The 14009-nt window shown below is 61.8% G+C and carries 9 protein-coding genes; 7 read left to right on the top strand and 2 right to left on the bottom strand.

The features are described 5' to 3' along the window. Positions 1 to 138: 138 nt before the first annotated feature. The 6 genes from CFREN_RS03750 to CFREN_RS03725 all read left to right on the top strand — a co-directional run bounded on the left by CFREN_RS03750 (position 139) and on the right by CFREN_RS03725 (position 9446). Complete coding sequence (locus tag CFREN_RS03750; RefSeq protein ID WP_209653773.1) at positions 139 to 789, top strand: DUF4352 domain-containing protein; 651 nt, start codon at positions 139 to 141, stop codon at positions 787 to 789. Positions 790 to 974: 185 nt separating this feature from the next. Further along, positions 975 to 1937 carry a GIY-YIG nuclease family protein gene (locus CFREN_RS03745; RefSeq protein ID WP_209653775.1) on the top strand — a complete coding sequence of 321 codons (963 nt, stop codon included), beginning with the start codon at positions 975 to 977 and terminating at the stop codon, positions 1935 to 1937. Positions 1938 to 2114: 177 nt separating this feature from the next. Beyond that, entirely contained in the window at positions 2115 to 4082 is a 1968-nt protein-coding gene (locus tag CFREN_RS03740; protein WP_209653777.1) for a type I restriction-modification system subunit M, read from the top strand. Further along, positions 4079 to 5266, top strand: coding sequence for a restriction endonuclease subunit S (locus CFREN_RS03735; RefSeq protein ID WP_209653779.1), 1188 nt, complete (start codon positions 4079 to 4081; stop codon positions 5264 to 5266). Before CFREN_RS03740 ends, CFREN_RS03735 begins: the two co-directional genes overlap by 4 nt. A 3-nt stretch (positions 5267 to 5269) precedes the next feature. Continuing rightward, positions 5270 to 8380 (top strand): type I restriction endonuclease subunit R, encoded by a 3111-nt coding sequence (locus CFREN_RS03730; RefSeq protein ID WP_209653782.1) that lies wholly within the window; start codon positions 5270 to 5272, stop codon positions 8378 to 8380. A gap of 283 nt (positions 8381 to 8663) precedes the next feature. Continuing rightward, on the top strand, positions 8664 to 9446 hold the full coding sequence (locus CFREN_RS03725) for a hypothetical protein (RefSeq protein WP_150387144.1): 783 nt from the start codon (positions 8664 to 8666) through the stop codon (positions 9444 to 9446). A gap of 269 nt (positions 9447 to 9715) precedes the next feature. Here the strand turns inward: CFREN_RS03725 and CFREN_RS03720 are convergent, their stop codons facing one another. Both CFREN_RS03720 and lepA read right to left on the bottom strand, forming a co-directional pair. Next, entirely contained in the window at positions 9716 to 11032 is a 1317-nt protein-coding gene (locus CFREN_RS03720; protein WP_209651996.1) for an ISL3 family transposase, read from the bottom strand. A gap of 205 nt (positions 11033 to 11237) precedes the next feature. After that, on the bottom strand, positions 11238 to 13088 hold the full coding sequence (gene lepA, locus CFREN_RS03715; protein ID WP_209653790.1) for a translation elongation factor 4: 1851 nt from the start codon (positions 13086 to 13088) through the stop codon (positions 11238 to 11240). A gap of 137 nt (positions 13089 to 13225) precedes the next feature. Between lepA and CFREN_RS03710 the strand changes: the two genes are divergently transcribed. After that, on the top strand, positions 13226 to 13900 hold the full coding sequence (locus tag CFREN_RS03710) for a type II toxin-antitoxin system PemK/MazF family toxin (protein WP_070521173.1): 675 nt from the start codon (positions 13226 to 13228) through the stop codon (positions 13898 to 13900). The last annotated feature ends 109 nt before the right edge of the window (positions 13901 to 14009 follow it).

The raw sequence follows: 14009 nt of genomic DNA, 5'->3' as shown, positions 1-14009 counted from the left end.
CCGTAGTTTCGCTCCCTTGATCCGGAAGGGATGCGTTCCTTGCGACGTCCATGACGATCGCCTGAGCCAGAAAGTCCGCGCATGTCCTCTCCCTTTAACGCAGGCCCGTCCCCATACGGCAATGCTCACCCGATTCCCGTGAACAAGCCCCGCAGCAAAACCCCGTTGATCCTCGGCATCATCCTCGCCGTCGTTGGCGTTGTCGTCGCTTTTACGCTCGGGTTCTTCACCGGCGCCTCGTCGGTTACCGCAACCACGGGCATCGATGCCGACGGTGAAGCCGAAACGGCATCGATCTTCGATGTGGATGAAGGTCCGGATTCGCCGTCCATGAGTTCCGTAAATGTCGCCGGCGGCAAGGGGGATGCCGTTGATTCCGATGGAATCCGCTTGACCGTCACGAACATCGAGGAGGGCCCTTCGATTGACTACCTTGAGGAGGGAGTACGGGCAGAGCACGCCGCTACCGAGTCCCTCGATGCCGTCGAGGGCGGCAAACTGGTCACGGTGACCACCGAGGTCGAGAACACCGGCACGGAAGCGTGGGATCTCACCTGCGGATTCGCGATCCAGTCGGAACTCGTCGATGACCAGGGGCGCCACTTCCAGCCGATCGACAGCCTCTATCGGATCCCCGGCAATCCTGGCTGCAATGAGCAAACGAACCCGGGATTCACCAAGACCATGAAGTGGGCATTCGAGGTGCCCGAGACCGCCAAGGGTTTCAAGCTCGGGTTTGCCGACCCGACGGTCAACTACGACAAGCTGACGTACGTGGAGCTTGACTGATTTCCCAGTCCCGATGACTGCGAACGAGGCCGGCACCTGCTTTACGCACGTGCCGGGTTTCGGCCTTCTCAGATAACACCAGCTCAAGTAGCATGCTTCACGAACTCCTCCGCTCGTGGCCGCCGGACATGCCATAGGCTCGAAACCGTTTGCAACGCCCGCACGACAGCAGCAATGGAGACCTAATGACCGGCAAGCAAGTGCGCCTCTTCCTCGTCGATGGAACCGTCGGGGGCTTGATGACGGCGGAGATCCTCAATTGGACCGGGCACATGCTCCGGGGCCGCCGAAGCGAACTGGGCGAAATCAAACGCCGGGAAGAAGCCAAGCGGACTGGCGTCTACATCCTCTTCGGGACCGACGAAGAAGACCAGCCTGCGGCATACATCGGCGAGGGGGACTTCGTCGCAAACCGCCTCGACCAACACAACATCCACAAGGACTTCTGGAAGGACGTCGTCATCATCACGTCCAAGGACATGAACCTGACCAAAGCCCATGTCCGTTATCTGGAGTCGGAACTGATCAGGCTTGCCCAGAACATCGGACGGTTCAAGCTGCTCAATGGCAATGCTCCGACTGGTGGAGCGGCTTTGCCCGAAGCCGATGAATCCGACATGAAATACTTCATCAGCCAGATCCAGATCCTGATGCCCGTTCTCGGCTTCGACATTTTCCGTGGCCGCCCGAAAGCGGCAGCCACAAAGCCCGACTCGGCGTCCACAGCCGTAAAGTCGGCCACCCCCACGGTCGATGTGGATGCAACCGAGGTTACCGCGTCTCCGGACAGTCCCGTGTTCCATATGACGACACGTGACGGTTGCGACGCGAAGGCTCAGCTCATCGACGGTGAGTTCACCATGCTTGAGGGTTCAATCATCAACGGGATGATGAAAGACAACCCAGCTATGGCGGATACAACTCGAAAGCAGTTCAATGCACGGCAACCGCTTCATGCGAAGGTCGTCGCCATCAGTACTCCTGGTCCTCGCCCGCATCTGGTTACGCTCCAGAAAGATTTCGTGTTCACGTCCGCGTCAGCTGCCGCTGCCGTGGTGTACGGCCGAGCCAGCGCCAACGGCCGAACCACGTGGCAGACCGCATCGAGGGAAACCTTCGGTGACTGGGAGCGGCGCCAATCCGAGTGAAGAGGACGCCCGTATGCGCTCCCCTCCCACCCACGCCGCACCCTAACGGCCATGCGCCAATGACGACGCCCGCACGTCGCCCCGAACACGACCCGGCCGCTGGATAGGCTTGAGTACAAACGATGCGGCAACCGACCTTCGGTCGCACGACCGCATGCCAACAGCAAGGAGAATCACGTGGCCCCGTCCCAGGCACAGCTTGACCACGCCCGCAAGACCACCTACACCGCAGTGTGGGATACCGCAGACAAGTACCTGCGCAGCGTGGTCGAGCCGGAGGAGTACGGCGATTACATCATCCCGTTCGTCGTGCTGCGCCGGCTCGAGTGCATCCTGGCCGATTCGAAGGCCGAGGTGCTGGAGTTCATCGACGCCAACACCAAGGGCGGCACGGTCGACGTTGCCCCGGCCATCATGGATCTGCGCATCCGCACGTCATTCGGCCTGCGCTTCTACAACACGTCCCCACTTGACCTGGGCACGATCGGCGGCACGGATGATTCGGTGGCGGAGTCGCTGAAGGCGTATGTTGCGGCGTTTTCCTCCTCGATCGCCGATATTTGGGATTCGTTCAAGTTCAACGACAAGGTCGCCACGCTCGCCCGCGCGGGCCGTCTCTACGGGGTCGTCAATCATTTCGCGAACATCGACTTGCACCCGGACCGGATGCCGGACACGGCGATGGGTGATTTGTTCGAGGACGTCATGTACCGGGCGTTCAACACGAAGGGCAAGGGCGCGGGTGCGTTCTATACCCCGCGTGATGCCATCGAGCTGATGGTCAGCATTTTGTTGTCGTCGGACGATGAAGGCCTGCAGGGGGCGGCCCCGTCTCGCACGATCTACGATCCTGCGGCGGGCACTGGCGGCATGCTCCTGGTTGCGCGCCGCGCGTTGGAGGAGCTGAACTCGAACATGCAGGTGTCGCTGCATGGCCAGGAGTTGATGGATTTCTCCTACGGCATCGGCAAGGCCGACTTGCTCATTCAGGGCGGCAATCCGGATTCCATCCGGCACGGGAACACGTTGACCGACGACAGGTACGCGGGCCAAACATTCGACTATGTCCTGACCAACCCGCCGTACGGCTCCGACTGGTCGGCCGACTACGAGTCGGTCGTCGAGGAGGCCGCGGTCGAGGGTTCGCGGTTCTCCCATGGCCTGCCGGCGAAGTCGGATGGGCAGATGCTGTTTCTGTCGCATGTGGCCCATAAGCTCACGCCGGCCCACGGGGAAACGGGTGGTGGTCGCGCCGGCGTGGTCATGAATGGGTCCCCGTTGTTCACGGGTGCGCCTGGGTCCGGGCCGGATTCGATTCGTCGGTGGTTGCTTGACGACGACCTCGTCGACGCCATCATCGCCCTGCCCACGGACATGTTCTATGGCACGAACATCGCCACGTACATCTGGATTCTCGACACGAACAAGGAGCCGCGGCGCCGCGGCAAGATTCAGCTCATCGATGCCACCGACATGTGGGAGCCGATGCGCAAGGGCATGGGCTTCAAGCGTCGTGAACTGTCGCCGGACAATCGCCGCGACATCACTCGCGCCTATGACGCCTTCGAGGATTCGGACATCTCCCGCATCCTCACCGCCGACGACCTGGGTTTTCGTGATGTGCCGGTTTACCGCCAGCGCCGCCTGGCTGTGCAGGTCACCGATGCCGCAGTTGAATCCGCACTGTCCCATAAGGCGGCGAAGCCGGAGCATGAAGCAGTTATCCGTGCCGTGAATGGCACCGAGTACAACGACCTGCCGAACACCCTCAAGTTCGAGGCAACGAAGGCCAAGCTCAAGATGCCGGTGGGCCTCATCGACGCGATCATGGCAGCCGTGGGCGTCGACGACCCCGAGGCCGCACCGTCGGTCGACCGCAAGGGCAATCCGGTGGTCGTCCCCGGCTCGGACATGGTCGAGCGCATCCCGCTGACCGAGGACGTCGACGAGCACATGGCCCGCGAAGTGCTGCCGTTCGCCCCGGAGGCGATTTGGGACCGAGACAAAGAAAAGATCGGCTACGAGATCCCCTTCACCCGCATCTTCTACGTCCCCAAACCTGTCCGGTCGCTGGAGGAGATCGACGCCGACGTCGCGAAAGCCATGGACGAACTGGCGGCGATGTTCAAGGAGGTGCGGGAATGAACACTCCCAGCAAATGGCCGTTTGTGACCAACGGCCTGATCTTCGGAATGTCCGCAGGGGATTCTATTCCTGCTAAAGATGTGGGAAGCGATGGCCCTTTCCCATTGTTTGGAAGCAATGGAATCCGCGGGTACGTAACTAAAACCAATCAGGAAGAGCCGACACTCCTTGTCGGTCGGCAAGGCAGCGTCGGGACTGTCCACGCAACGAATGGACCGTGCTGGGTTTCTGAACATGCTCTTCGCGTCTGCCCGCGTATGCCGGTCGAAATTCGATGGCTCGCCTATTCCCTGATTAGCGCACGCCTAGCAGATCTATCCCACGGTACTGCCCAGCCTGGGATTTCAGCCGGCGCTGTCCTTCGAGAGAAAATCCCCCTCCCCGACCTCCCTACTCAGCGCCGCATCGCCGACTACCTGGACCGGGAGACCGCACAGATTGACGCGATGGCCGGGGCGCTCGATGGGCTCGTGGCCCAACTTGAGGAGCGACGAGTTGCTGCCATTGAGAATGCAACACACGCGCTTTCCGAGTCCTCCGATGGCATTCCTCATGGATGGGTTTTTATACCATTCAAATGGGCAGTCGAGGCTCATTTCCCAGGAGACTGGGGAGGCGATCCTGGGACAAACGACACTGATAGACTGTGTGTGCGAGTTGCAGATTTCGACAGAACTTCCGGCACCGTTGGCGGCGACGTTCCAACATTAAGGTCGTACACGACCCGAAGCGCCAATGAGCGCCACCTTCGTACGCACGACCTACTTCTAGAAAAATCCGGCGGCACCCCAAAGAATCCAGTTGGACGCGTTGTTCTATACACGGGAAGACCCGGCCGAATGACCACGAACTTCGTTCAGTGCATCCGGCTGAATGCTGACCATGAATCTCGATTCTGGCATTACGTGTTCTTGGCTGCCTATAAGACACGATTCACTAACGTTCACGTTCGGCAGACGACTGGAATCCAGAATCTTGACATAGGGGGCTTCTTCGACGAGAAGTTCGCTTGCCCTCCCCTCGACGAGCAGCGCCGCATCGCCGACTACCTCGACGCGGAGACCGCCAAGATTGACGCGATGATCGCCAAGGCCGGCGAGCTCCGCGCCCTGCTCGACGAGCGCCGCAGCGCACTCATTACCGCCACCGTCACCGGACAGCACCCCGTTCCCGAGGAGCACTAAGCCATGACCACCGCCGCCGCCAAGACCCTGGAATTCGGCTTCGAGGACGCCATCTGCCGCCAGCTCGCCGAACGCGGGTGGCTCTATGACCGCGAAGCCGGTTCCACCGGGTTCGACCCGCAATTGGCCCTGCACACCGCCGACGCTCTCTGGTGGTTGCGGACCCGCTACCCCGACGAGTACGTCAAGGCAGTGCCCGAGCATTTGCCGGCCTCTGAACGTCGGCTGGCTGAAGATTCGCTCATCCAGGGGCTGGTCCGCTCACTGAACCGTAAGCCCACCGCCGATCGGACCAAGGGCGGCTCCCGCGGCGGACTCATGGGAACCCTGCGCAACGGCTTCTCCCACAAATCGATGGCCGTGGGTACCTCGGCGACATTCGACGGAATGGTGTCGTTTCCGCCGGCCAACCCGATGGTCGACACCGTCGCAAAGCACGCGGAACTCAACCGGCTTCGTGTGATCCGGCAGGTACGGTTCGACACCAAGTCGAACGAGACCATCGACATCGTGCTGCTGGTCAACGGCGTGCCCGTGGTGACGATGGAGCTGAAAACCGACAACACCCAGACCATCGACGACGCCGAAACCCAATACAAGATCGACCGCGAACCGTCGCGTACCCGCCCTTTGTTGCAGCCCGGCCGGTGCCTGGTCCACTTCGCCGTGTCCAACTCCGAAGTCCGCATGACCACGAAGTTGGACGGCAAAAACACCCGCTTCCTGCCCTTCAACCAAGGCAACGACGGCCACGCCGGCAACCCGCCGTGCGCCGACGGCTCGGAAACCTCCTACCTATGGCGCGAAGTGCTCGAACGCGAGCAGTTCCTGCGCATCCTGCAATCCTTCGCGGTATGGAAGCCCGGCTCCGGCCGCGGCAAAAAGGCCGGCCCCGGCACGCTCATCTTCCCGCGCTACCACCAGATGCGGGCCGTCGAAGCCGTCACCGCTGACATCGCCGACAAGGGTGCCGGCGGCCGCTACCTCATCCAGCACTCGGCCGGGTCCGGCAAGACCATGACCATCTCCTGGCTCGCCCACCGGCTCGTCCGCCACTACACGGGGACGGCCAAGACATTCGACTCGGTCATCGTCATCTCCGACCGCACCGTGCTCGACCGCAACCTGCGCGAAGACATCGCCATGCTGCCGGCATCGGCCGGCCTGTTCGTCCCCGTGGGCACCACCGGCGGGGCAAAATCCCCCGTGCTGGCCAAGGCACTGGCCGAAGGCGGGCACATCATCACCTGCACCCTGCAGACCTTCCCCGAAGTCATCCGACGCATCGGCGGCGACGGCGAACTCGCCGCCCGCAAATGGTGCGTCATCGCCGACGAAGCCCACTCCTCCCAGACCGGCAGCTCCGCCGCGGCCCTGCGCCGCCTGCTGGCAATGTCCGTACCCACCGGTGAAGACGACGAAGGCATCGACGCCGATGACCTGCTCGCCGCCACCGACGCCGCCGTCGCAACCGCCGCCAACATCACCTTCGTCGCCTTTACCGCAACCCCCAAGGCGAAGACCGTGCGCCTGTTCGGCACCAAGGTCGCCGGTGAGAACCGCTGGGTGCCATTCGACGAATACACCATGGCCCAGGCCATCGAAGAGGGGTTCATCCTCGACGTCCTGACCAACTACTCGACCTACGACATGTTCATCCGCGTCAGGGATGCGATGGGGCGCGAAGACATGGTGGACAAGGGCGACGTCGTCAGCGAAATCGTCCGCTACGCAAAGGCCCACGAAACGTCGATTGCCCAGAAGGTCGCCGTCGTCGTCGAGCACTTCCGCGCAAACGTCGCCCACCTGCTCGGCGGGCAGGCACGCGCAATGGTGGTGACGTCATCGCGCCAGGAGGCGTACCGCTGGGCAGTGGAGATGTCGAAGTACATCGAAAACAAGGGCTGGGCCGACGAATTCCAGACTCTCGTCGCGTTTTCCGGGTCGCTTTCCATCCCCGGCGTCGGCGAGGTCACCGAAGTGTCCATGAACGGCCTGTCGGATGTGGAGACCGCGTTCAAGGACAGCGACGCCGACTACCGGGTGCTCATCGTCGCCTCGAAGTTCCAGACCGGCTTCGACGAGCCGCGACTGTGCGCCATGTACGTCGACAAGGTCCTCTCCGGCGTCGCCGCCGTGCAGACGCTGTCGCGGCTCAACCGGATCTATCCGGGCAAATCCGCGCCGATGGTCGTCGACTTCGTCAACAACCCCGCCGGCATCCTCGACTCGTTCAAGACGTATTACAAGACCGCCGAACTCGCCGGAGAGGTCGACCCCAATGCGCTGTTCGACCTCGCCGACTCGCTCGATGGCGCCGGATTCTACGACGAAGATGACCTCGATGCCGTCGCCGCTGCCTACACCGCCGACGACGACGCCATCGACCACGAAGCGTTCCGCGCGCTCATCTCCCCCATCGTCGCCGAATGGACGACCCGGCTCCGCCAGGCCCGGATCGAAGGCGACACCGACACCGTCGATGATCTGCTGGATTTCCGCGCCGAACTGCGCACCTACGTGAAGACCTGGGAGTTCCTGTCGCAAATCGTCAACTTCGGCGACCCCGCCCTGCACAAACGCGCCATCCTGGCGACGTACCTCATGCGCAACCTCCACGTCGAGGGTAAGGCCATCGTCGACATCAACGGCGTCGACGTCATCGGGGTGGCGACCACCCCGGCCGAAGTCCAAATCAACCTGGGACTGGCAGATGGGCAGGGCGAGCTGGACGTGCCCACGTTCACCGGAGCGTCCGCAGGCGAGGGAACGGCGACCACTGCCGCGTTCAACGAAGCCGTCGACGAAGCCAACGACATTCTGACCCGCGCCGGCATTCATGTCTCTGACGCGGCGACTCGTGGATTCGTTCATCGGGTGTGGGGCGCAATCGCACCCAACGCATCGGTCGGCGCACTGGCCGCCGAGAACACACCGGAGCAAATCGCCGCAGCCCCAGGTTTCACGGAAGCCATCGAAGAGGCCATCGTGACAGTTATGCAGGAGGACCGCTCAATCGAGGAGTTCTTCTTAGTCAACCACGGATCCATGGGAGCGCTGAGGGGCGTGTTGGCACACCTGGCCTACGTGGCGGCCCACGAGCTGGCTGAATAAGAAACTGTGCGCTCACTCCATTTCGTTGTGCTCAAACGCCCAAATCCATGAATTGACCGCTAGCGCCTCATCCTTGATTGGCCAACTGCATGAAAGGACCGCAAACGCACTAATGACGAACGCACAGCTTACATCGAACTTGCGATAATTGGCCCGGCCCCATTCTGGATGGATTTATCGATCATCATTCAGCAAAATTCCAAGTACCAGCAGGATTCAATTCTTTCAGTTCGAAGCTTTACGGATAATAAACGAGCCACTAACAGCCCCGAGAAAGAAGAACATGACCCAGAATGCAATAGAACTCTTCATCCTGCGAGCAAGAAGAGTCCTCAACCACAGCCTCCTTACCTCAGACAGGCGATTGCTCCAGCGCTTGCACGACGGAGAATTTAAAATTCAGATAACCAAAAACACTTTGACCGGCGAAACCTCACAGCTACTTAAAGCGACATACCCGAAAGAGGAGCAACTTGAATCCCTGGCTGCACGCCTCCGTCCGCTAATCTTAGGAAGCGACGAAGTCCACTATGAGAAAGTCCTGACAGAGATAGAATTTGCAACGAACGCAGAACTTCTTAACCAGTACATTGAACCTATCAGCTGGTGGAAAGATCGATGGAAAGCTGCCTACAACAAACCTGCCGCGGCATCCAGCTCACCATCCGACATTCAAGCCTACCGCCTCATTACAGATGCAGGAACTTACAACGACGTTTTCCTAATGGATCGCTGGCTCTACGGAGATCTCGTTCACGCTGATGATTTAACTCAAACAGTACAGGGTATCGATATCGAAGACCGATTTCGGGCTGCCGCCCACTCGATTTCGCGTATCGCCATAATGACTGAGGCAACCTATTACATGATCCTCCTACTGCGGGAAGCCGGCCTACTCTCGGTCAACCCCACTGCATTCAATGAAAAAGTAAGTGTTCAACAGCCTGATTTGGAACAACGAATTAGAGCTTACAGCGCTCCAGTTGGGACCGAAATGCCAACAGATACTAACACTCTTGGCGATTCTTGGACAAACTTTGCCGAGGAGTTTCTGCCATCAACTTAGCACGCTATCAGCACCCGCCGGGCACAGATAGCAGAATCCAGGAAACCCTCTATGGCAAGCAGTTTATTTGCTGCTTCCCTATTCAGGCAACGACTGGACTCCGACGGCCTTTCAACTGGCCCCACAATGCAGAAACCTGTGGCGCGTGAGAGTGCCCACTCGCCAAATACCGAACACCCGAATTCCCCTCGTAGAGCGCCAACGTCTTCACTCGGCGACTTGGGCTGCCGCGTCTAGGATCGCCAAGAACTAAAGCGGCTCTTCAGGATTTAGAGTGCGTTGATCTTGGTGTGCAGCTGTCCGGAGTGGATCAAGGATCGCAAGATGTAGTGCCCGAGGTTCTTGAACCCCAGAGCGATGCCGCGCAGATGCTCCAGGCGCCCGTTGATCGCCTCGACGGGCCCGTTGGACGCGCCGATATCGAAATACGCCAGCACGTCCTTCTGGCGCCGGTACAGCGTGTTTCCCAGCTGCTTAATCTCCTCTAACCCCTTCGGCATCGTCGATGAACGCAGCGTGCTGATCACCTTCTGCATCAGCTTCTTGCCCTCGGCTTTCTTCGGGTACTGATAGGCGGCGATGATCTGCTGATACACCGACCACGTCACCTCCAAAGCCACGTAGTCTTCGTCGGTGGCCCACAGTTGCTCGAGTCGCCGATGCTGTCGATCAGTGAGGAAGTCAATCCTGGTCAACAGGGTTTTCCGGTTCTTATACAACGGATCGTTTTTCTTGCCCCGCCGCCCGGTGGTCATCCGCTGCAGGCGCTGCCGGCACACGGTCAACTTGTCGGCGGCCAGGTGCACCACGTGAAAGGGATCCATCACCGCCTGCGCCCGCGGCAGGGCCTGTTTGGTGGCGGTGGCGTAGCCGGCAAACCCATCCATCGTGACAACCTCGACCCGGTCGCGAAAGCCCTGCCCACGCTGGCCGAGCCAATCGCTCAGTACCGCGGCGCTACGACCCGGGACCATGTCCAGCAACCGGGCCGGTCCGGCGCCGTCGATGACGGGGGTGATGTCGACGAGCACGGTGACGAACGAGTCCGGCTCACCGGCCCGGTGGGTGTGCTTCCACACGTGCTCGTCCACGCCCAGCACGCGTACCCCGGCAAGGTGGCCGGGGTCGTCATAGACCAGGTGCCGGCAGGCATCCAGGGCGAGGTCGTTGACCAGGTCCCAGCCCAAGCCCAGGGCTTTGGCGGTGGCGGAGATACTCATTTTGTCGATCGCCAACCGTTGCAGAATCCAGCGGGTCACCCGGCGAGTGACGGTGCGCCCGCGTTCGGCGCAGGCCAGTTCGCCCTGGTAGATCCGCTGGGCACAGGACTGATTCAGGCACAGGAACCGCGGCACGCGTACCTGCAACCTGGTGGGGAAGCCGACGACGGGAAGATCGGTCAGCCGGCGCACGACGTGATCACGCAGCCGGCCTGTGTGTCCGCAGCCCGGGCACTTGTCGCAGGAGTCGATGGGACGAGCACTGATGACCGTGAACTCGCCGGCATCCGCGGCATCGGTGATCGTTAATCCCAGCCCCGCGGTGCGGCAAATGGTGTCGGCGACGAGGTTGAACGTAGGCTGCATCGTAGGGTCCTGGTTCGGTCAGATGGTTGTGTGGTAACTCTCATCTTGTACCGGCCAGGGCCCCTACATGTTGTGCCACCCCGACATATCACTTCCCGCTAATTACGCACTCCAGATCCGGATGAGCCACTAAAGCTCGAGAGTTCAAGTTCAGATACACCACTCAAATGGACGGTCCTTCAAATACGAAACGAGCAGTTCCGTACTACCCCTCCCCATCCGTGCTAAGCGCCGCCACGAACGCTTCCTGCGGCACCTCGACGGAGCCGATGTTCTTCATGCGCTTCTTGCCGGCCTTCTGCTTCTCCAACAGCTTACGTTTGCGGGAGATATCTCCGCCATAGCACTTGGCCAGAACGTCCTTGCGCAGGGCACGGATGTTCTCGCGGGCGATGATCTTCGCACCAATGGCCGCCTGGATGGGCACCTCGAACTGCTGGCGCGGAATCAGCTCACGCAGCTTCTTGGTCATCTTCAGGCCGTAGTGGCGGGCGTCGTCGGCATGCACGATCGCGCTGAACGCGTCGACGGCCTCACCCTGCAGCAGAATGTCCACCTTCACCAGGTTGGCCTCCTGCTCGCCGGCTTCCTCGTAGTTCAGCGACGCGTACCCCTTGGTGCGGGACTTCAGCATGTCGAAGAAGTCGAAGATGATCTCGCCCAGGGGCACCACGTAACGCAACTCCACGCGGTCCTCGGACAGGTAGTCCATGTTCTTCATCTCGCCGCGCTTGGACTGGCACAGCTCCATCGTCGGGCCCACGAATTCGCTGGGCACGATGATCGTCATGTTGACGATCGGCTCGTACACCGCCTTGTTCTTGCCCTCCGGCCACTGCGACGGGTTATGCACCACGATCTCGGAGTTGTCCTCCCGCACCACGCGGTACGACACCGACGGCGCCGTCGAAATCAGATCCAGGTCGAACTCGCGCTCCAGCCGGTCACGAGTGATCTCCATGTGCAGCAGCCCCAGGAAGCCACAGCGGAAACCGAAGCCCAACGCCACCGACGTCTCCGGCTCATACGACAACGAAGCGTCGTTAAGCTGCAGCTTCTCCAGCGCATCACGCAGATCCGGGAAATCCGCCTGCGACACCGGGAACAAACCCGAGTACACCATCGGCTTCGGGTCGGCATACCCCTCCAGCGGCTCCTCCGCGCCCTTGCTCGCCCACGTGATGGTGTCGCCGACCTTCGTCTCACGCACGTCCTTCACACCGGTGATGACGTAGCCCACCTCACCCGGGCCCAAGCCCTTGCACGCCGTGGCCGTCGGCGACACGATGCCGATCTCGTGGATCTCCAGCGTCGTATTCGTCGCCATCAACCGCACCTTCTGGTTCGGCAGCAACTTGCCGTCGACCATGCGGATGTAGGTCACCACACCACGGTACGTGTCGTAGACCGAGTCGAAAATCATCGCGCGCGCCGGCGCATCATCGTCGAACTCGCTGGTCGGATGCGGAATCAACTCACACACCCGATCCAACAACTCCGGCACGCCCTCACCGGTCTTGCCCGACACCCGCAGCACATCCTCCGGCTCGCAGCCGATGATGTGCGCGATCTCCTCCGAATACTTCTCCGGATCCGCCGCCGGCAGGTCGATCTTGTTCAGAACCGGGATGATCTCCAGGTCGTTTTCCATGGCCAGGTACAAATTCGCCAACGTCTGCGCCTCGATGCCCTGCGCGGCGTCGACAAGCAAAATCGCACCCTCACACGCCTCCAACGCACGCGAGACCTCATACGTGAAGTCCACGTGACCGGGCGTGTCGATCATCTGCAGCACAAGCTCCTCGCCCGCATGCGCCCCCGTCTCCGGCACCCACGGCAACCGCACGTTCTGCGCCTTGATGGTGATGCCGCGCTCACGCTCGATGTCCATGTTGTCCAGGTACTGGTCGCGCATGTCACGCGCCTCGACCACCCCCGACAGCTGCAGGATGCGGTCCGCCAAGGTCGACTTGCCGTGGTCGATGTGGGCGATGATGCAGAAGTTGCGGATCTTCTTCGGATCCGTGAACGTCTCCACCGCAAAATTCCTGGTCACGTTGGTCATGCTCCGTACTGCTCGGGGACTGCTGATGCGCAAAGGATGCTCTCCGTCCACACTACCCGCCGCGCAAACACCACCGGGCACCGTCGCCGCGATCGCCGCGCCGCCTGCCTCGGCTAAACTCGTGGGCCATGACGCCCCCCGAGCCCGACGCCACCGCCGCCGACCCGGCCGCGAGCGGTTCCGGCTTGACCGCGCCCGACGCCACCCAGCCCGATCAGGGCCGCCGCCCCGCCGCCGCCACCCTCCGCCGGGCATGGGACCGGGCCCGGACGTGGGCATGGCACCGGATCATCGCCGCCACCGAATGGTTCCGCGGCGGCGACACCCTCGACCGTGGCCTGGAAATGCTCAACGAACAGCTCGGCCTCATGCCCGACGACGGCAACCGCCTGACCAACCGCGAACCGGCCACCGTCGCCCGCCCCACCGCCGACCTGGCCCGCTCCATCGTCTACGCCCCCGACATGGACGGCCAGACCGATCCCGGCGAAGTCGTCTGGGCCCCCGTGCTGCTCGAAGGCGACGCCGAGAAATCCCGCGAACGCGCCGTGGTCGTCGTCGGTCGCCACAAGCAGATCCTGCTGGGCGCGCTGATCTCCACCCACGACCGTCACGCCGACTCGCCGCACTGGCTGTTCATCGGCTCCGGCGCCTGGGACCCGGAGGGCCGGCCGTCGTGGGTGCGGCTGGACAAGATCCTCGAAGTCCCCGAGTCCGGCATCCGCCGCTCCGGTGCGATCATGCCGCGCCGCCGCTTCGACCGCATCGCCGCCCGGCTGCGGTCGGACTACCACTGGTCCTGATCCGGGCCGACGCCCCACACGGGCCAGCCGCCCCCGCACGCGATTTCTGCCGGCCCCGGGTGGGCTGGTAAGGTCTTCGAAGTTGTTTACGCGTGTTTCGCGTGGCCGC

The sequence above is a fragment of the Corynebacterium freneyi genome, assembly GCF_030408835.1.
Classification (GTDB): Bacteria; Actinomycetota; Actinomycetes; order Mycobacteriales; family Mycobacteriaceae; genus Corynebacterium; species Corynebacterium freneyi.
The sequence above is the reverse complement of the archived record's forward strand: the minus strand, read 5'-3'. Positions and strand labels throughout refer to the sequence as shown.

Excerpts from the sequence above, each read along its gene's own strand:
- CFREN_RS03745 (WP_209653775.1), top strand. The coding sequence starts at position 975 with ATGACCGGCAAGCAAGTGCGCCTCTTCCTCGTCGATGGAACCGTCGGG.
- CFREN_RS03735 (WP_209653779.1), top strand. The coding sequence starts at position 4,079 with ATGAACACTCCCAGCAAATGGCCGTTTGTGACCAACGGCCTGATCTTC.
- CFREN_RS03730 (WP_209653782.1), top strand. The coding sequence starts at position 5,270 with ATGACCACCGCCGCCGCCAAGACCCTGGAATTCGGCTTCGAGGACGCC.
- CFREN_RS03725 (WP_150387144.1), top strand. The coding sequence starts at position 8,664 with ATGACCCAGAATGCAATAGAACTCTTCATCCTGCGAGCAAGAAGAGTC.
- CFREN_RS03720 (WP_209651996.1), bottom strand. The coding sequence starts at position 11,032 with ATGCAGCCTACGTTCAACCTCGTCGCCGACACCATTTGCCGCACCGCG.
- CFREN_RS03710 (WP_070521173.1), top strand. The coding sequence starts at position 13,226 with ATGACGCCCCCCGAGCCCGACGCCACCGCCGCCGACCCGGCCGCGAGC.